Here is an 18,241-nt window from a genome sequence, read left to right as displayed (position 1 = left end):
GAGCCCCTGCATTACGCCGGTCGCGCCTCCGCCCGCACCGTCACCCGTGCTTCCGGCAGTGGGATGAATTCCTTCTCATCCCCCGGCACCTTCGCGAAGCGCCCGGCCTTCCAGTCCGCCTTCGCCTGTTCCAGCTTCTCCCGCGACGACGCCACGAAGTTCCAGAACAGGTATCGCGGCCCGTCCATCGTCGCCCCGCCCAGCATCAGCAGCCGCGCGCCCTGGGCCCCGGCGGTCAGCGCCAGCGCGTCCCCGGCGCGGAACACCAGCATACGCCCGGCCTCAAACACGGTGCCGGCGACCTCGACCGCGCCTTCGACCACATAGGCCCCGCGCTCCTCATGCTCCGCCGGCAGAGGCAACCGCCCGCCGGGGGACAGGATCGCGTCGGCGTAGAACAGGGGTGACGACACCGCGACCGGTGCCTTCAGCCCCCACCCCTCGCCCGCGATCAGCCGCATGCGCAGCCCGGCATCCTCGACCAGCGGCAGTGCGCCGGCATCGTGATGGGCGAAAGCGGGAGCGGTCTCCTCCGCGGATTTCGGCAGGGCGACCCAGGACTGGATGCCGTACATGCGCTGGGTGTGGTCGCGCTTGGCGGGGTCGGTGCGCTCGGAATGGACGATGCCGCTTCCGGCGGTCATCCAGTTGAGTTCCCCGGGGCGGATCGGCTGGGCCGAACCGAGGCTGTCGCGGTGCAGGATCTCGCCCTCAAAGAGATAGGTCACGGTCGACAGGCCGATATGCGGGTGCGGCCGCACATCCAGGCCCTTGCCGGTCAGGAACTCGCCCGGCCCCATCTGGTCGAAGAAGATGAAGGGGCCGACCATCTGCCGCTCGCGCGCCGGCAGGGCGCGGCGGACCTCGAAGCCGCCCACGTCATGGGCGCGGGGGATGATGACGGTCTCCAGCCCCGGGGGCGGCGGCGGGCAGGTCGGATCGGCTTCGTCAAGCGTGCTCATGGCGGTTCTCCTGGCCTGCTTGAGTATCGCGATCCCGGCCGGGGACTGCCATGCTAGGCCCGTGATGGTCTCCATCACGAAGCCGGATAAGCGGATGGCGGGCCCGGTCAGGCAGCGGACCGGACGTGCCAGGGCGGCAGCGGATCGGGCAGGCCGCGCCAGGCGGCGGGACCGGCCGCCATCTCCTGATCCGTCAGCAGGCAGGCATCGAGGGACCGCGTGATGGCGGTCTGCGGGACGGCCTGGCCGATGAAGGCGATCTCCTGCCGCCGATCCCCCCAGGGTTCCTGCCACTGCGCCTTCAACCAGTCCTGCCAGACGGGGCTGCGCGGCCAGCCCGCCTGCGGTCGGGCCGCCCACCAGGGCCCCGCCGGGGTCAGGCGGCGCTGTCCGCCGGCGAGGTGCCACTGCGCCGCCCAGTCATGGCGGCTGGCCAGCCACAACACGCCCTTGGCGCGGATCACACCAGGCAGCGGGGCGCGCAGGACGGCAGCGGTGCGGGCGGGATGCAACGGCCGCCGCGCACGCCAGACGAAGGACCCGATGCCGAATTCCTCACTCTCCGGGACATGCTCCCCCGCCAGGGCGCGCTGCCAGCCGGCGGCCATGCGGGCGCGGGCCGGGTCGAAGCGACCCGTCGCGATCAGCGCCTCGGGCGGGACCTTGCCGTCGATGCAGGGGATCAGCTCGGCGGCGGGATTGAGGACGGCGACCAGATCGCGCAGCCGGCGCAATTCGGCCTCCGAGATCAGATCCGCCTTGTTCAGCAGGATGACGTCCGCGAATTCCACCTGATCCGCCAGCAGGTCGACGATGTGCCGTTCATCGGTCGCATCTGCGGCGAGGCCCCGATCAGCGAGCCGGTCCCTGCTGCAATAGTCGCGCAGGAACGCCTGGGCATCGACCACCGTCACCATGGTGTCGAGCCGCGCGACATCCCCCAGCACCCCACCCTGGACGATGGGCAGGTCGAAGCCGGCGGCGACCGGCATGGGTTCACTGATCCCGGTGCTCTCGATGACCAGTGCGTCGAAGCAGCCGCGCCGCGCCAGGGCAGCGATCTCGACCACCAGCTCCTCGCGCAGGGTGCAGCAGATGCAGCCGTTGGACAGCTCAACCATGCCCTCGCTGCCACGCGCCCGGCTGCCTTCGGCGTCGAGGAGGGTGGCGTCGATATTGGTCTCGGTCATGTCATTGACCAGCACGGCGAGCCGGCGCCCGCCGGCATGACGCAGCAGGTGGTGCAGCACGGTGGTCTTCCCCGCCCCGAGGAAGCCGGACAGCACGGTCACGGGCAGGCGGGGCGGCATGGCGGTCATGACGGTTTCTCCTGGCGTTCTCGCGACATCGAAAGGTGAGCGCGGAGATACGCAACTTTCTGGTTTGCGTCGGCGCCCAAATTGAATCTGTTGCTGTCTAAGATCATTTACCTCAATATATAGCTGAAATCGTAGAATCAGACGACAATCTTGGAAAGAAGCATCTAAGATAATGGAGAGCAAATCACGCGAAACGTCTCTTTCTGCACTTGCGGACGTTGCGCGTCATCACGGAATACAATTTTCAGTTGCTAGATTGCGGCGAGACTACACGCCAGCGGTCGCAGAGGACGCTGATGCCTTCCTAATTCGGGTCGGAAACGAGATTGGTCTTCGCCTGGAGCGTGCATCCCTCGCCTGGGAGGACCTCAGGGCCCTGCCGCCGACACACCCGGTCCTCGGGCGGCTCGACAACGACAACTGGGTGATTCTCCTCGGCGTCGTGGCCGGTTTGGAGGGTGAGGAAGAGGGCGTGCTGCTGCGCGATCCCCTCGCCGAGGGGAGCGCTGCGCTCCAGATTCCCCGCTCCCGCTTCTGCGAACGCTGGAAGGGCGAGTCGCTGCTCGTCGCACCGCTGCGCAAGGTCGAGGAGCCCCCGCGCTTTGGCTTCGGCTGGTTCCTGCCCGAGCTGTTCCGCGAGCGCCGGCTGTTCGGAGAGGTCGCGCTGGCCGCGCTTTTCCTCTGCCTGCTCGGCCTTGCCGTGCCGATCTTTTTCCAGATCGTGATCGACAAGGTACTGGTGCATCGGAGCTATGCCACGCTGCAGGTGCTGCTGGTGGGTGTGCTGCTCGCCCTGCTGTTCGACGCGCTCTTCGCTTTCCTGCGCCGCTACCTGCTGATCTACGCGACGAACCGGGTCGATATCCGGATCGCCACGCGCACCTTCGCGCATCTCCTGCGATTGCCGATCGACTTCTTCGAGCGCATGCCCGCGGGGGTTGTGGTGCGGCACCTCCAGCAGGCGTCCCGCGTGCGGGAGTTCCTGACCGGACGGATGTTCCTCACCGCCCTCGATAGCATGACGCTGCTGGTTTTCCTGCCGATCCTCTTTCTCTACAGCGCAAAGCTCGCCTGCGTCGTGCTGGGCTTCGCGGTGATCGCGGCGCTGGTGATCGCGGCACTGTCCGGCCCCTTCCGCCGGCGGCTCTCCGCCCTTCACCGCGCCGAGGGCGAGCGCCAGGCGCTGCTGGTCGAAAGCGTGCACGGCATGCGCACGCTGAAGTCGCTCGCCATGGAGCCTCGGCAGCGCCAGAGGTGGGACTCGGCCTCGGCAGGCGCGGTGCGCATGCGGCATGAGGTGGAGAAGGTCTCTGCCGTGGCGCAATCCGCGACCGGGTTCCTCGAGAAAGGCATGATGGTCGCCATCGTCGGCATCGGCGCCCTGCTGGTCTTCGATGGGCAGATGAGTATCGGCGCGCTGGTCGCGTTCAACATGCTCGCCGGACGGGTATCCGGTCCGCTGCTGCAACTCGTGGGCATGGCGCATGAATACCAGGACGTCGCCATGTCCGTGCGCATGCTGGGCGAAGTGATGGGCGCCGAGCCCGAACGCGCCGGCCGCGGCCAGGGCATCATGCCGGAGATCGCCGGGTCGATCGATTGCGAGGGTGTGACCTTCCATTATCCCGGCGCCACCGCGCCGGCGCTTGACGACGTCACCTTCCGCGTGCCGACCGGCGGCGTGCTGGGCGTGGTCGGGCGCAGCGGGTCAGGCAAGTCCACGCTGACGCGGCTGCTTCAGGGCCTCTACACCGCGCAGGACGGCGTGATGCGGGTCGACGGTCACGACATCCGCGAATTCGACCTGACCCATCTGCGCCACGCCACCGGGGTGGTGCTTCAGGAGAACTTCCTGTTCCGCGGCACCGTCCGCCAGAACATCGCGGCCCCCCGCCCCGATGCGCGGCCCGAGGAGATCGCCGAGGCAGCGCGCCTCGCCGGCGCCGATGAGTTCATCGAGCGCCTGCCGCGCGGCTTCGATACCGAGATCGAGGAGGGCGGGCAGAACCTTTCCGGCGGGCAGCGGCAGCGCCTGGCCATCGCGCGCGCCCTCATCACGCGCCCGCGCATCCTGATCCTGGATGAGGCGACGAGTGCCCTCGACCCCGAGAGCGAGGCCATCATCAAGCGCAACCTGCGCCGCATCGCCGAGGGACGGACGGTCATCATCGTCTCCCACCGCCTCGCGACGCTGGTCGATGCGAACGCCATCCTGGTGCTGGAGCGTGGTCGCGTGGTCGATATCGGTAGCCATAACGAGCTGCTGCAGCGCTGCGCCAACTACCACGCGCTGTGGAACCAGCAGATGAGGCTGGTCGCATGACCCCCCCCGAACTGCGCAGCGTCGAGGGGGGCAAGGCCCCTCCCCGCCCCCCCTCCCCCATGCCGGCCCGCTTTGGCGCCTTCCAGCCGGAAGCGATCGCGCTGGAACAGCAGCCGCCGCGCATCCTGTCGCGGCTGGTGCTCTACGCCGCGGCGGCGCTGATCGCATCGGCGGTGACCTGGGCGGGCCTGTCCCATGTCGATCGCGTGGTGGTGGCGACCGGGCGTCTGGTGAGCACGACGCCGAACCTGGTCGTGCAGCCGCTGGAGACTTCGGTGATCCGCACGCTGAACGTGGCGCCGGGCGACGTGGTGCGGGCCGGGGCCACGCTGGCGACGCTCGATCCGACCTTCGCCGCGGCCGATCTCGCCTCGTTGCAGGTGCGGCTTGCGGCGCGCAGCGCCCTGGTCGCGCGGCTGGAGGCCGAGCTCGAGGACCGCGACTACACCCCGGGCCCCAGCGCCGATGCCGAGCAGCGCCTCCAGGCCGCCAGCTTCGCCCAGCGCCATGCCTTCCGCCAGGCACGGCTTGCCGAGTTCGATGCCCGCATTTCCTCCACCGAGGCCTCCATCGCGACGAGCCACCGGGATCAGGAGGTTCTGGCCGCGCGGCTGGAGGTGCTGCGGGAACTGGAGGCCATGCGCGCACAGCTTCTCGCGACGCAGATCGGCTCGCGCGTGCTGCTGCTCGAAACCCGCAACAACCGGCTGGAGCTGGAAGGGCGGCTGGAACATCTGCGCGCCAATCTCGACGAGCTGACCCAGGATGTCCGCCGCGCCCAGGCCGAACGGCGCGGCTTCGTCGAGGACCAGCGCCAGCAAATGTTCGAGGAGCTGGTCCGCATGCGGGCCGACCGCGACAGCGCGCGCGAGGAACTCGCCAAGGCCGAGCTGCGCCGCAGCATGGTGGTGCTGACCGCGCCGACCGATGCGGTGGTCCTCGAAGTCGCCTCGCGCTCTGTCGGGTCGGTGGTGCGGGAGGCGGAGGCGCTCTTTACCCTGGTGCCGCTGGACGCCGTGCTGGAAGCCGAGCTGACCATTCCGCCGGCCGATATTGGCCGGCTTGAAGTGGGACAGCGCGTGCGACTCAAGTTCGATGCCTTCCCCTATCAGGAACACGGCAGCGCGGACGGGCAGCTGCGCACCATCAGCGAAGGTGCCTTCCCCCGCGACCGCGAACGCGATCCGCAGGCCGGTACTGGTGAGACGGCCTATCGCGGGCGCGTCGCGCTCGAGCACATCACGCTGCGCGGAATCCCGGAACCGATCCGCCTCCTGCCGGGGATGACCCTGGTGGGAGAGGCGGAGGTCGGGCGCCGCAACCTGCTTGCCTATTTCGCCTACCCACTTCTGCGGGGGCTCGATGAGAGCCTCCGTGAACCGTGACACTAGTCGCCGGAGACCAGACGATGTCCAGCACGACGACCACTATCGGGTCCACCTCCCTCCCGGTGCTGTATGATCCGAGCGGCATGGATCCGCTGAGCGGACAGCCGGTGTCGGATGTTCTGGTCTTCAGCATGGGTGGTCTCACGCCCTCCGACGGGTCGGCCCCGATGTCGAGCGAACCGGTCCTGTCGACGATGTCGTTCACGACCACGGCGCTGACGGAACCATCGGGCACGTCGTCTTCCACGGACAGCTCGACGAGCGCCTTCACGGCTGCGGCGCCGAGCACCCTGGCCGCGACGACCACTTCCGCCATGAACGCCATCGTCCTGGAGAACATGAAGCAGGGCACGCCGCAGAGCGTGTGGGACCTCCAGGGAGCCGGCTCCAGCAACATCGAGGGCTTCACGACCGATATCAGCTACAATCTCGGGCAGACGGTCAGCTTCAAGATCAATACCGATTCGACGGATTACCGCGTCGAGATCTACCGCCTCGGGTACTATGGCGGCGATGGCGCGCGGCTGATGGGCACCATCAACCACGAAGGTGCGGCCATCATCCAGCCGGATCCGCTGCGCGACGCCTCGATGGGCCTCGTCGACGCCGGCAACTGGTTTGTCACCGATACCTGGGACATTCCCGAGGACGCGGTCTCCGGCATCTACATCGCGAAGCTGGTGCGTGAGGACGGCACCTTCGGCGAGAACCACATCCCCTTCATTGTGCGCAACGACGCCTCGACCTCCGATATCGTCTTCCAGACCTCGGACAGCACCTGGCAGGCCTATAACGGCTGGGGTGGGGCGAATGTCTATGGCGGCAATGGGCCGGGTGGCGACTTCGCGACGCCGGGCCGCTCCTATGCGGTCAGCTACAACAGGCCGATCACGACGCGCGATGGCGGCGGCTGGGCTGCCGGGCCGCAGGACTACATATTCGGCGCCGAGTACTCGGCGCTGCGCTGGCTGGAGGCAAACGGCTACGACGTCTCCTATATCTCCGGCGTCGACACGGCGCGGTCGGGCGAGAGCCTGCTGAACCACAAGGTCTTCCTCTCCGTCGGCCACGACGAATACTGGTCGGCCGAGCAGCGGACGAATGTGGAGGCGGCACGCGACGCGGGTGTGAACCTGGCCTTCCTCAGCGGCAACGCCATGTACTGGAAGACCCGCTGGGAAGCCTCGATCGACGGCTCCGAGACCGACTACCGCACCATGGTCACCTACAAGGAGACGCGGGCGGGCACGAAGATCGACCCGAGCGACGAATGGACCGGCACCTGGCGCGATCTCACCTACGATCCCGCGCTCGGTGGACAGACACCCGAGAACGCCCTGCAGGGCACCATGTTCACGGTGGACAGCTATCGGCTCGATAGCATCAAGATCCCCTATGACATGACGCAGCTCCGCTTCTGGCGGAACACGGCCGTCGCCGAAACTGCCCCAGGCGAGACGGCTGCGCTGGTGCAGAACCTGCTCGGCTACGAATGGGACAGCGCGCCGGACAATTCCTTCACGCCGGACGGCCTGATCCGCCTGTCGAGCACGACGCTGTCCGTCGATACGCTGCTGTACGACTATGGCACCACGGTTGGACCGGGCGTCGCGACCCACAACCTGACCCTGTATCGGGCCGAGAGCGGCGCAATCGTCTTTGGCGCCGGTACCGTCTATTGGTCCTGGGGCCTGGACGAGAATCACGACCTGCAGTGGACGCCGACGGATCCGAGCGTCCAGCAGGCGATGGTGAACCTCTTCGCCGACATGGGCGTACAGGCACAGACCCTTCAATCCGGTCTGGTGCCGGCAACAGCCTCGATCGACTTCACCGCGCCGACCTCGACCATGAACGCTGTGGCCGGCCCCGTGCTCGAGGGCGACCGCATTACTCTGACCGGAAACATGGCCGATGTCGGCGGTCGGATTGCGGGGGTGGAGGTGTCCACCGACGGCGGCAACTCCTGGTGGGCGGCATCTTTCGACAGTTCGGCCGGCACCTGGTCCTATACCTGGACCGCCCCTTCGGCCGGTACCTACGCACTCCAGGCCCGTTCGGTCGACGACAGCCTGAACATGGGATATGCCAGCGCCCCGCGCGCGGTGACCGTCGGCGAGGCCAGCCAGATCAGCCTGTTTGGCGTGAACGAGGCCCCCCCGCCCCTGCCTCAGAACTGGGATCCGTCGCAGGTCACGCTGTGCTGCAACGTCTGCGTGGTGCATGTCTTCGGCCCGGCCGAGGTTGGCGTCAAATTCGCGTCCGAGCGCAGCGGCACCATCTCCTCCATCCGCTTCTACAAGGACGACCGCAACACAGGGGAGCACGTCGCCCATCTGTGGGCAGCGGACGGCACCCTTCTCGCCACGGCGACCTTCACCGCCGAGACCGGTTCCGGCTGGCAGCAGGTCGAATTGTCGCAACCGGTCACCATCGCGGCGAATACCGTCTACATCGCCTCCTACAGCACGACGACGGGCGTCTATCTCGCCTCTCACAACGCGTATTTCTCCGAAGCTCACGTCAGCGGGCCGCTCACCGCCCTGCGCAGCGATTGGCAGACAGGGCCAAACGGCGTCATTGCCGACGCCGGCGCCTTCCCGGGCGGGCCGGTGCAGGCTTCCATGAACTACTGGGTCGACGTTGTGTTCAATGCCGCCTCGACGACAGGCAATACCGGTCCCACGGCTGTGGCCGACGTCATGCCGGACGCCGAGAAGGGACAGCCGCTCGTCTTCACCGCCGGCTCGCTGACCGCGAACGACACGGATCCGAACGGGGATCCGCTCTCGATCCTCAACGTCTCAGGGGCGACCAACGGGACGGCAGTCTGGGACTACTATCGGCAGACCATCGTCTTCACCCCCGATGAAGGCTTCATCGGGGAGGCGAGCTTCACCTATACGGTGACCGACGGCCGTGGCGGCACGGCGCAGGCTGTTGCCTCCTTCACGGTCAAGGAGCCACCCCATCGCGTCACGCTGTTCGATGCCACCGATACGCCGCAATTCGCCAATGTCGCCGACCCGACTGCCGTCGAACTTGGCGTGCAGTTCGTGGCATCGGCTGCGGGCAGCATCGCCGGTATCCGCTTCTACAAGGGCGCGCTGAACACGGGCGTGCATACCGCTCATCTGTGGAAGGCGGACGGCACCCTGCTCGCGACCGCGACCTTCAGCGGCGAGACGACGAGCGGCTGGCAGCAGGTGATGTTCGCCGCTCCGGTCGACATCCAGGCCGGCGAGACCTACCTGGCGAGCTACCATACCGTCACGGGCATGTATGCCGCGGCGCCGGGCTACTTCAACAGCCAGTACAGCAACGGCCCGCTCACGGTGACCGGCGGCGGTCTCTACGCCTATGGCGCCGCGGGCAGCTTCCCGACCGAGAGCTTCAACGCCAGCAACTACTGGGTCGACGTGATGTTCCAGCCGGGCGGCGTGGAGAATGTCGCCCCGCTCGCCGCAGATGACAGCGGCTTTGCCGTCGCGCGCAACATGCCGTTCCTGATCGCGGCCGCCAGCCTGCTGGGCAACGACACCGATGCGAATTGGGATTCGCTGACCATCACCGGCGTTTCGGGCGCAACTCATGGGACGGTCGCGTATGATCCGGTGACCGGCTACGTCACCTTCACGCCCGACGCGGACTATCTCGGAGACGCCAGCTTCGTCTACAGCATCTCGGACGGGCGCGGCGGAACGTCACAGGCGACCGTCAGCATGCAGGTGCGCGACCTGCCGCCTGTCACCAGCCTGTTCGAAGACGACGCGCGGCCTGCGGTCGCCTCGGTCAGCGACAACAGCGCGATCGAACTGGGCATGCGCTTCCAGGTCACCCAGAACGGCAGCATCGCCGGCATCCGCTTCTACAAGGGACCGCAGAACACCGGCACTCATGTCGCGAACCTGTGGTCCTCGGACGGCACGCTGCTGGCGTCGGCCACCTTTGCTCAGGAAAGCGGGACGGGCTGGCAGGAGGTCTATTTCGCGCAGCCCGTCACGCTCGTCACCGGGCAGAACTACGTTGCGTCCTATCACACGACGTCTGGCTACTATTCCGCGACATCAGGCTTCTTCAACCAGAGCTACAGCCAGGGTGGCATCGTCGCCGCCGGTGGTTCGAATGGCGTCTATGGCTATGGCAATAGCGGATTCCCGACGCAGACCTACAATGCGACGAACTACTGGGTGGATGTGCTGTTCTCGGAGGGGAACAGCGCGCCGACGGTAGCGCCCGATACCGGCCTTTCGGCCTATAGTGGCGTGCCGATCGTGATTGCGGTGAGTTCCCTGCTGTCCAATGACACAGATCCGAACGGCGATGCGCTGACGATCACGGCCGTTTCGGGAGGCGCGGGCGGCACGGCCATACTGGATGCCCAGGCGGGTACCATCACCTTCACGCCCACCGACGGCTATGTCGGTGCGGCGTCCTTCACCTACACACTCTCCGATGGCCATGGTGCCACGGCCCAAGGCGCCGTCGGCATCGATGTCTTCGCACCTGGCAGCAGCGAACGCCTGTTCGACAGGTTCGATCGCCCTGCTCTCGAATCCGCCGCCGATGACGGCCCGGTCGAGCTCGGCGTGCGCTTCACTGCCGAGGTGGGCGGGTTGATTACCGGCATCCGCTTCTACAAGGGCGCCGGGAATACCGGCCCACATGTCGGCAATCTCTGGACCGCGGACGGAACGCTGCTCGCCACCGTCACCTTCACGGATGAGACGGCGAACGGCTGGCAGCAGGCGAACTTCTCCCAGCCGGTCAGCATCACGGCCGGCCAGACTTATGTCGCGTCGTACAACACGACCAACGGCAACTATTCCGCCACCAGCGGCTACTTCAGCCAGGCGCACGACAATGGCGTGCTGGCCGCCACGCAGGGGGTGTTCAACTACGGCAGCGCCGGGACTTTCCCCGCCGCCAGCTACCAGGCCACCAACTACTGGGTGGATGTCGTGATGGATGCCCGCAACCGCGACCCGGTCGCGGGGGCCGACAGCGGACTCCTTGCGCACAGCGGCACGCCGCTGGTCATTCCTGTCGCCACTCTGCTTGCCAATGACAGCGATCCGGATGGTGATGGTCTCACGCTGACCTCGGTCACCGCAGGCAGCCACGGCAGCGTTGCCTTTGATGCCCAGGCGCAGACCGTGACATTCACGCCGGAGCAGGGCTATGTCGGGGCCGCCGATTTCAGCTACGGCATCACCGATGCCCGCGGCGGGCAGAGCTTCGGCACCGCCGCGGTCGAGGTCGACGCTGGGGCAACCACGTCCAGCCTGTTTGGGCCGAACGACACGCCAGCCATTGCCTCGGTGAACGATCCGGGATCGATCGAGCTCGGCATGAAGTTCCGCAGCAGCGAAAGCGGGAGCATCACGGGCGTCAAGTTCTACAAGGGCAATCAGAACACCGGAACGCATACCGGCAGCCTTTGGACGGCGACCGGCACGCTGCTGGCGACCGCGACCTTCACCAACGAGACGGCGTCTGGCTGGCAGCAGGTCGATTTCGCATCCGCCGTGTCGATCGCGCCCGATACCGACTACGTTGTGTCCTATCACACGACGTCTGGCTTCTATGCCGCCAGCAGCGGCTATTTCAACGAAGCGCAGAGCAACGGCCCACTCACCGCACCAGGGTCTGGCAACGGGCTCTATGCCTATGGCGACAGCCAGTTCCCAACCGGATCCTGGGGCAATACGAACTACTGGGTCGACGTCAACTTCCGCGGCCAGCTCGCGGCGTGAGGAGTGCCGCCAGGCACCTGGAGCAGATCCTGTCCGGATGAACTCGTCCGGACAGATGAAGATGCTCGCAAAAGGCAGACACCTGGAGCATTGCAGGTGAGCGGAAGTTCGCCGGAAATGCCCTGGGAGCATGACGGGCGGCGGATTGCCGCCCGTCGCGTATCGCTTGCAGGTTGCAGCGATCCGATCGGATGATCGGCCGCTTCCGTTTCCGCCGTCGACCGGCGAACATTAGACTTTCAGCACATAGGACCTAGGGACCGGATCATGCATCCTGAAATCTTCTCCGATGGCATCGGCGAGATCACCGTCAGCGGCTCCATCGTCCGCGTGGACCTGACAAGCCTCTCGCCGACCGAGCGCAACCCCGACAACACGCCACGCGCCGTGCTGCGTCAGCGCGTCATCTTCTCCGTGGAGGGCTTCGCCAATTCGGTGGATGTCATGCAGAAGGCGCTGCAGGGCCTGATCGACGCCGGCGTCATCCGGCGCACCGGCACGCCGCCGGCCGCGGCGTCGGACCGCCGCGAACAAATCTCGCCCAACTTCCGGTAGAGCACTCTCCCGGTCCGGCATTGCCGGACCGGATCACCTCCGATCGAGGTGGCGGGCGGGATTTCCGACCATCACGGCCTCGGGCGGCACATCAGCCAGAACAACGGCGCCCATCCCGATCAGGGCGCCGTCGCCAATCGTGATTCCCGGTCGCAGCACCGCGCCCGAACCAACATAGGCGAGCGCGCCGACTCGCACCCCACCGGCGATCGTGACCGCGGGCGCCAGGGTCGCGCCACTGCCGATCGTCGCATCATGTCCGATCACGACATGTCCGCCCATCCAGGCATGCGCTCCGATCGTCACGTTCGCCGAGACGGCACAGCCCGGGCCGATACAGACCCCGCGGCCCAGCACAGCACGCCGTGACACCGCCGCGGCCGGATGCACCAGGGTCGCGAAGCGGTCCTCGTCCAACCCGGTGGAGGCGATGATGTCCGCCTTGCGTCGATGCGTTCTTTCGCTGGCAATGGCGTTCACGAATGCTGCACCATCAAGCGGCCCGCCGGGTGCGGCCGCCGCCGCAGCCTCCTCGAGCCTGCCCAGCACGGGCAGGTCCGCAAAGACGGATCCGCGGGCGGCCTTGTCATCGAAGACGCCGGCGACCTCCCAGCAGCCCAGCGCATCGATGATGTCCAGGATGTCGAGCGCATTGCCCGACGCACCGAGGATGGCGATGCGCCGGATATCTGCGGTCAATGCCGCACGGCCTCCTGAAGCCCGGCCACGACTTGGTCCTGCTCCTGCTCGGTCATTTGCGGATACAGCGGCAGCAGGATGGTCTGATCCTGCGCCGCCTCCGAGACAGGCAGCGGCACGCGCGCCGTGCCGGCATAGGGCTTCTCACGGTGAATGCACATGATGCCCCGGCGCGTGGCGATGCCGCGATCCAGCATGGTCTGCATCACCGCGCGCTGGTCCGCCCCATCAGGCAGGCGCACTGCGAAGGATTGCCAGTTGGTCCGAGCGCGGTTTGGCTCCACCGGCGCGGAGACGTCCGGCACCGCCGCAGCGAGCCGCTCGCGGTAGCGTTCGGCCAGCGTACGCCGCCGCGCCACGATCTCGGGCAGGCGCTTGAGCTGCTCGATGCCGACGGCCGCCTGGATGTCGGTCAGCCGGTAGTTGAAGGCCTCGACTTCGTAGGATTCGAAAATCACCTGTGCGCTGCCGTGGCGCACCGTGTCCGGCACTGTCATGCCATGCTGGCGCAGAAGCCGGAACCGTGCGTCGAGCGCCGCATCGCGCGTGGTCAGCACGCCGCCATCCCCGACAGTCACGACCTTCCGGGGGTGAAGGGAGAAGCAGGCGACGTCGCCGGCCGGATCTCCGACCTTCCGCCAGCTACCGCCGAACTCCATCTCGGATCCCAAGGCGCAGGCGGCGTCCTCGACCACACGCAACCCATGGGCGCGCGCGACCGCCATGATCGCATCCATGTCGCACGGCATGCCGATCTGATGAACGCAGAGGATGGCGCGCGTCTTCGGCGTGATCGCGGCGGCGATCAGCGCCGCGTCCATGCCATACCCGACCGGCTCGATGTCGATGAAGACCGGTGTCGCCCCGCATTGGCGAATGGCATTGGCGCAGGCGATGAAGGTGTGGCTGACGGTAATGACCTCATCGCCCGGCCGCACCCCAACACCCAGGAGTGCGAGATGCAGCGCCGTCGTGCAGTTGGACACGGCGCAGGCAAAGGGCGCGCCGGTCAGCGCAGCGAAGGACTGCTCGAAACTTGCGACGCGCGGTCCCTGGGTGAGCCAGCCTGAGCGCACGACCTCGGCGGCGGCAAGCGCCTCCTCCTCTCCGACCAGCGGCTTGGTGATCGGGATCATGCGAGGGCTCCGGCCAGGGCTGTCTGGACGCGCCACCAGGCGACGAGTTCGGCAATGCCTTCCTCGAGCGGGAGGCTTGCCTCGAACCCGATAAGGTCCCGCGCCCTGGAGGTATCGGCAATGCGCCTGGGCACCGGGTTCACCGACCTCTCTTCCTGATGCAGCGGCACAAGCTCGGGCCGGCCCATGACCCGGCAGAGCAAGCGCGCGAGATCGAGCAGCGAGGTCTCCGTTCCGCTCGCGACGTTCAGGGCCACGTCATTCATCGGCGCAACGGCTGCGAGGATGTTCGCGCGGGCCACGTCGTGCACATGGATCATGTCCATGGTCTGCAGACCGTCTCCGAAGATGATCGGCGGTTCGCCGCGTGCGATCCGCTCCATCCAGCGCACCAGAACCTCGGTATAGCGGCCATGAATGTCCATTCGTGGCCCATAGACGTTGAAGTAGCGCAACGCGACGTAGTTCAGATCGTGCATTTCGTTGAAGGAGCGATAGAGCCCCTCATTGAAGGCCTTGGCGGCGCCGTAGAGCGTCCGGTTGTTGTAGGAATGGTGCGCCTCGGTGGTCGGGAACTGGTCCGCCATGCCGTAGACTGAGGCGGTGGACGCCGCGACCAGCTTGCGGATCCCAGCAGCGAGGCAGAGTTCCACCAATTCGTACGTCGCGGAGACCATCACCTCGAAGGCAGCGCGTGGCTCCTGCGCGCACTGTGTGATCCGCAGCGCTGCCTGATGGAAGACAGTGTCGCAGTCCTCGATGAGTGACCGCATCGCCCCGATGTCGCGGATGTCACCCTCGACCAGGCGCACACGGTTGCTGGTGAGCGCCCGGGCGAGGTTGCTGTGCCGTCCGCGCACCATGTTGTCGATGACGCGCACCTCGGCCACGCCCGCCTCCAGCAGGAGATCGACGATATGCGAGCCGACAAAGCCGGCGCCGCCGGTGACGAGGCAGGTGGTGCCGGCGAGAACGCCGCGCGGGTCAAGGATTTCGCGGCTCTCACGCGGCATGGCTGGTCACCGAGGCTGAACTGAGGAGATCCCGCAATGTGCCGGCGATATGGGCCTGCTGGTCCGGCGTCAATTCCGGGAAGATGGGCAGCGAAAGGAATTCGGCGGAAAGCGCCTCTGCGACCGGGAAGCTGCCCGGCCCGCGTCCGAGATCATTGTACGCCGGCTGCAGATGCACGGGCCGCGGATAGTGCAGGCCGGTGGCGACGCCCGCCTCGGCGAGACCGCGCGCGAGCCGGTCGCGCTCCGGATGGCGTAGCGCATAGACGTGGTAGACATGCTCCAGCGCCTTCGGCTTCGCGGGCAGCCGCACGGGAAGTTCGGCGAGCAGCGTGTCGTAAAGTGCAGCGACCTCCCGGCGGCGTTCCGTCCAGCGCGCCAGGTGCGCGAGCTTCACCGACAGGATCGCACCCTGGATTCCGTCCATGCGATAGTTGAAGGCGTGCTCGACATGGTTGTAGCGACCTTCCTGGCCCCAGTCGCGCAGCTTGCGCATACGCGCTGCGAGCGCCGGATCGCTTGTGATGGCGCCACCACCTTCCCCGCAGGCACCAAGGTTCTTCCCCGGGTAGAAGCTGAAGCAGCCGATCGCGCCGAAAGTCCCCGCGCCCCGGCCATGCCACGTCGCGCCATGCGCCTGGGCGGCATCCTCGATGACATGCAGTCCGTGCCTCGCCGCGATCGCCATGATCGCGTCCATATCCGCCATGCGGCCATGCAGATGAACGGGGATGATGGCCTTGGTGCGCGGCGTGATCGCGGCCTCGATGGCAGCGGGATCGATGTTCCAGGTCACGGGATCCGCGTCGGCGAGCACGGGCGTCGCGCCGGAGTAGCGGATGGCCGCGACGGTCGCGACGAAGGTCATGGCTGGCGCGATGACCTCGTCCCCCGGACCGATGCCGAGCGCGAGAAGCGCAAGATGCAGCGCGGAGGTGCCGGAATTCAGCGCCACCGCCTCGCTGGCGCCCGAATAGGCGGCGAATGCGACCTCGAAGGCATCCACCTTCGGGCCGGAGACGTAGGCACCGCTCGCGAGCGTCTCGAGCACGGCAGCGTCGATTTCAGCCTTGAGGCCGGCGTATTGCGCGCGAAGGTCAAGCAACGGGATCATGAGGCCATCCGTACCGGGGAGATGTCGATGGGCTGGCCGCGCTGGCGCAGAGACAGCATGGCCGCTTCAAGTGTTTCGACGACGCTGAGGCCACAGCGGCCGGAGGTCATCGGCTCCTTGCGATGGGTGACGCAGTCGACGAAATGCTCCATTTCCGTGAGCAGAGCCTCCTTCACCGAAAGCTGGGGGGCCCACATGTCGCCGCTGCGGTAGGAAATTCGCGCCGCCACCTGCTCCGGCCCATCGCCCAGGGTCACGCCGCGGTCGTAGACCTTGATCTTCTCGCTGGGCTCAAGGTCGTTCCACACGATCATCTTGCGGCTGCCGCCGATGAGCGTCTGGCGGACTTTCACCGGCGCGAGCCAGTTCACATTGAGATAGGCGACCGTGCCGGAGGGATAGAACAGGCTCAAATGCGCCATGTTCTCCTGCCGACCCGGGATGTGGCCGGCACCGCTTGCGGAAACGGCGAGCGGCTTTTCCTGCAGCAGGTAATCCAGGATCGAGAGGTCATGCACCGCGAGATCCCAGATGACGTTCACGTCGTGCTGGAACAGGCCGAGATTTACCCGCGTGCTGTCATAGTAATAGACATCGCCCAGATCGCCGGCGCGCAGCAGTTCGCTGATCTTCTGCACCGCGCTGGTGTAGACGAAGGTGTGATCCACCATCAGCGTGAGGCCACGGCGATCGGCGTCATCGATCAGGCGGCGCGCATCGTCCGACGAACTGGCGATGGGCTTCTCGACGATAACATGCTTGCCGGCCCGCAGCGCGGCGGCGGCGAGCGCATAGTGCGTCGCGACGGGGGTGGCGATCAGCACGGCGTCGACCGCCGAATCCTCGATCAGGCTTTGCGGATCCTGGTACAGCGCGGCTCCAGGAAAGCGCTTGCCCGCGCGGGACAGGGCTGCGGACGAGAAGTCGGCGATGGCAGCCAATCTGCAGCCGTCGGTCTCCGCCACGCTGCGCGCGAGGTTCGGCCCCCAATAGCCATAGCCGATAACACCGATGCCGATCATGGCATTGTCATTCCTGTTGCCGGTGTGGGAAGGCTGTCGCGGTCGCGGACATCGCCTACGACCCTTGCGGGAACGCCGGCGACAATCGCGTGCTCGGGCACGTCGCGCGTCACCACCGCTCCTGCTCCGACCAGCGCGAAGCGCCCGACAGTGACACCACAGACGATCGTGGCGTTGGAGCCGATGGAGGCGCCATGGCAGATGCGGGTGGGCACCACGCTCCAGTCCGCTTCGGTCTGCAACCCGCCGCCGAGAGCCGTGGCGCGCGGGTAGAGCTCGTTGGTGAACATCACCCCGTGCCCGATGAAGACCTCGTCCTCGATCGTCACGCCTTCGCAGATGAAGGAATGGGAGGAGATCTTGCAGCGAGAGCCGACGGCGCTGTTCTTCTGGATTTCGACGAACGGCCCGATCCTGGTGCCCTCGCCCACGGAGCAACCGTAGAGATTCACGAGGTCCGGGTGCGTGATGACGGTGCCATCACCGAGTTGGACATTGATCAGTGGCATGACGAGATCATGCCTATATTTAAGCCGATCCCGCAACATTAAAATGAAAGATTCTTCGCTATCAACAGATACGAATTCTCAAAAGTCATACATAGAAATAGTCGAAACTGAACTTGAACTTCAACTTTCGATAAGCGTCATTCAGGCGCACGACAACCTAAAGGGGCATGAGGCTTGTTCACGCATCCAACGCGCGCGCGTCATCCGAAGGGGCAAAACCACCGCGCGTCATTGCAGTGTCGCCTGCACTCCGTGGAGGGGCTGCGCCACGGGCCGGGCGCTCCACGCCGGCGCGAGCATGGCTGAGCCGGTCCCAGCCGCCAGGGCGTGTCGGAGGCTGAGTGGCTGGACCATACCGCTAGGAGCACGGTGTCCCGCGCCGCGTCATGGAGTGCTTCGGCCTCGGCGGGCAGGATGTTGGCGGCGCGTTCCAGCCGCCGGCGAT

General features: G+C 66.6%; 12 protein-coding genes. 4 read left to right on the top strand and 8 right to left on the bottom strand.

Annotation, left to right across the window (positions count from 1 at the left end):
• Positions 1-11: 11 nt before the first annotated feature.
• Positions 12-962 (bottom strand): pirin family protein, encoded by a 951-nt coding sequence (locus tag KPL78_RS06860; protein ID WP_219762164.1) that lies wholly within the window; start codon positions 960-962, stop codon positions 12-14.
• 107 nt (positions 963-1,069) lie between these two features.
• Positions 1,070-2,281 carry a GTP-binding protein gene (locus KPL78_RS06855; protein ID WP_255568692.1) on the bottom strand — a complete coding sequence of 404 codons (1,212 nt, stop codon included), beginning with the start codon at positions 2,279-2,281 and terminating at the stop codon, positions 1,070-1,072.
• A 172-nt stretch (positions 2,282-2,453) separates the two neighbouring features.
• On the opposite strand from KPL78_RS06855, the gene KPL78_RS06850 reads away from it, so the two are divergent.
• The 4 genes from KPL78_RS06850 to KPL78_RS06835 all read left to right on the top strand — a co-directional run bounded on the left by KPL78_RS06850 (position 2,454) and on the right by KPL78_RS06835 (position 12,303).
• Entirely contained in the window at positions 2,454-4,604 is a 2,151-nt protein-coding gene (locus KPL78_RS06850) for a peptidase domain-containing ABC transporter (protein ID WP_219762163.1), read from the top strand.
• Complete coding sequence (locus KPL78_RS06845; RefSeq protein WP_219762162.1) at positions 4,601-5,989, top strand: HlyD family type I secretion periplasmic adaptor subunit; 1,389 nt, start codon at positions 4,601-4,603, stop codon at positions 5,987-5,989. The genes KPL78_RS06850 and KPL78_RS06845 overlap by 4 nt, the downstream gene beginning before the upstream one ends.
• A 23-nt stretch (positions 5,990-6,012) precedes the next feature.
• On the top strand, positions 6,013-11,748 hold the full coding sequence (locus tag KPL78_RS06840; protein ID WP_219762161.1) for a DUF4082 domain-containing protein: 5,736 nt from the start codon (positions 6,013-6,015) through the stop codon (positions 11,746-11,748).
• A gap of 267 nt (positions 11,749-12,015) precedes the next feature.
• Positions 12,016-12,303, top strand: coding sequence for a hypothetical protein (locus KPL78_RS06835; RefSeq protein WP_219762160.1), 288 nt, complete (start codon positions 12,016-12,018; stop codon positions 12,301-12,303).
• 33 nt (positions 12,304-12,336) lie between these two features.
• On the opposite strand, the gene KPL78_RS06830 is transcribed toward KPL78_RS06835, so the two are convergent.
• Genes KPL78_RS06830 through KPL78_RS06805 form a run of 6 tightly spaced genes read right to left on the bottom strand, consistent with a single transcriptional unit; the run spans position 12,337 to position 17,796 of the window.
• A complete protein-coding gene (locus tag KPL78_RS06830; RefSeq protein WP_219762159.1) occupies positions 12,337-13,002 on the bottom strand; it encodes a NeuD/PglB/VioB family sugar acetyltransferase in 666 nt (221 codons plus the stop codon).
• Complete coding sequence (locus tag KPL78_RS06825; RefSeq protein ID WP_219762158.1) at positions 12,999-14,138, bottom strand: DegT/DnrJ/EryC1/StrS family aminotransferase; 1,140 nt, start codon at positions 14,136-14,138, stop codon at positions 12,999-13,001. Before KPL78_RS06825 ends, KPL78_RS06830 begins: the two co-directional genes overlap by 4 nt.
• Complete coding sequence (locus KPL78_RS06820) at positions 14,135-15,151, bottom strand: NAD-dependent epimerase/dehydratase family protein (RefSeq protein ID WP_219762157.1); 1,017 nt, start codon at positions 15,149-15,151, stop codon at positions 14,135-14,137. The genes KPL78_RS06825 and KPL78_RS06820 overlap by 4 nt, the downstream gene beginning before the upstream one ends.
• The gene (locus KPL78_RS06815; protein ID WP_219762156.1) at positions 15,141-16,265 is read right to left on the bottom strand and encodes a DegT/DnrJ/EryC1/StrS family aminotransferase; all 1,125 of its coding nucleotides are present in this window, start codon (positions 16,263-16,265) and stop codon (positions 15,141-15,143) included. Before KPL78_RS06815 ends, KPL78_RS06820 begins: the two co-directional genes overlap by 11 nt.
• Positions 16,262-17,287: a Gfo/Idh/MocA family protein gene (locus KPL78_RS06810; protein ID WP_219762155.1), complete on the bottom strand. Its 1,026-nt coding sequence runs from the start codon at positions 17,285-17,287 to the stop codon at positions 16,262-16,264. Before KPL78_RS06810 ends, KPL78_RS06815 begins: the two co-directional genes overlap by 4 nt.
• Positions 17,284-17,796 carry an acyltransferase gene (locus KPL78_RS06805; RefSeq protein ID WP_219762154.1) on the bottom strand — a complete coding sequence of 171 codons (513 nt, stop codon included), beginning with the start codon at positions 17,794-17,796 and terminating at the stop codon, positions 17,284-17,286. The genes KPL78_RS06810 and KPL78_RS06805 overlap by 4 nt, the downstream gene beginning before the upstream one ends.
• Positions 17,797-18,241 lie beyond the last annotated feature (445 nt).

Origin of the sequence: Roseomonas alba, from assembly GCF_019430885.1 — a bacterium.
In the GTDB taxonomy this organism is placed as follows: domain Bacteria; phylum Pseudomonadota; class Alphaproteobacteria; order Acetobacterales; family Acetobacteraceae; genus Neoroseomonas; species Neoroseomonas alba.
Note: the sequence above shows the minus strand (reverse complement) of the source record. Positions and strands in the feature narration are given on the sequence as shown.

Excerpts from the sequence above, each read along its gene's own strand:
- KPL78_RS06820 (WP_219762157.1), bottom strand. The coding sequence starts at position 15,151 with ATGCCGCGTGAGAGCCGCGAAATCCTTGACCCGCGCGGCGTTCTCGCC.
- KPL78_RS06850 (WP_219762163.1), top strand. The coding sequence starts at position 2,454 with ATGGAGAGCAAATCACGCGAAACGTCTCTTTCTGCACTTGCGGACGTT.
- KPL78_RS06840 (WP_219762161.1), top strand. The coding sequence starts at position 6,013 with ATGTCCAGCACGACGACCACTATCGGGTCCACCTCCCTCCCGGTGCTG.
- KPL78_RS06845 (WP_219762162.1), top strand. The coding sequence starts at position 4,601 with ATGACCCCCCCCGAACTGCGCAGCGTCGAGGGGGGCAAGGCCCCTCCC.
- KPL78_RS06810 (WP_219762155.1), bottom strand. The coding sequence starts at position 17,287 with ATGATCGGCATCGGTGTTATCGGCTATGGCTATTGGGGGCCGAACCTC.
- KPL78_RS06835 (WP_219762160.1), top strand. The coding sequence starts at position 12,016 with ATGCATCCTGAAATCTTCTCCGATGGCATCGGCGAGATCACCGTCAGC.
- KPL78_RS06815 (WP_219762156.1), bottom strand. The coding sequence starts at position 16,265 with ATGATCCCGTTGCTTGACCTTCGCGCGCAATACGCCGGCCTCAAGGCT.
- KPL78_RS06805 (WP_219762154.1), bottom strand. The coding sequence starts at position 17,796 with ATGCCACTGATCAATGTCCAACTCGGTGATGGCACCGTCATCACGCAC.
- KPL78_RS06860 (WP_219762164.1), bottom strand. The coding sequence starts at position 962 with ATGAGCACGCTTGACGAAGCCGATCCGACCTGCCCGCCGCCGCCCCCG.
- KPL78_RS06855 (WP_255568692.1), bottom strand. The coding sequence starts at position 2,281 with ATGACCGCCATGCCGCCCCGCCTGCCCGTGACCGTGCTGTCCGGCTTC.
- KPL78_RS06825 (WP_219762158.1), bottom strand. The coding sequence starts at position 14,138 with ATGATCCCGATCACCAAGCCGCTGGTCGGAGAGGAGGAGGCGCTTGCC.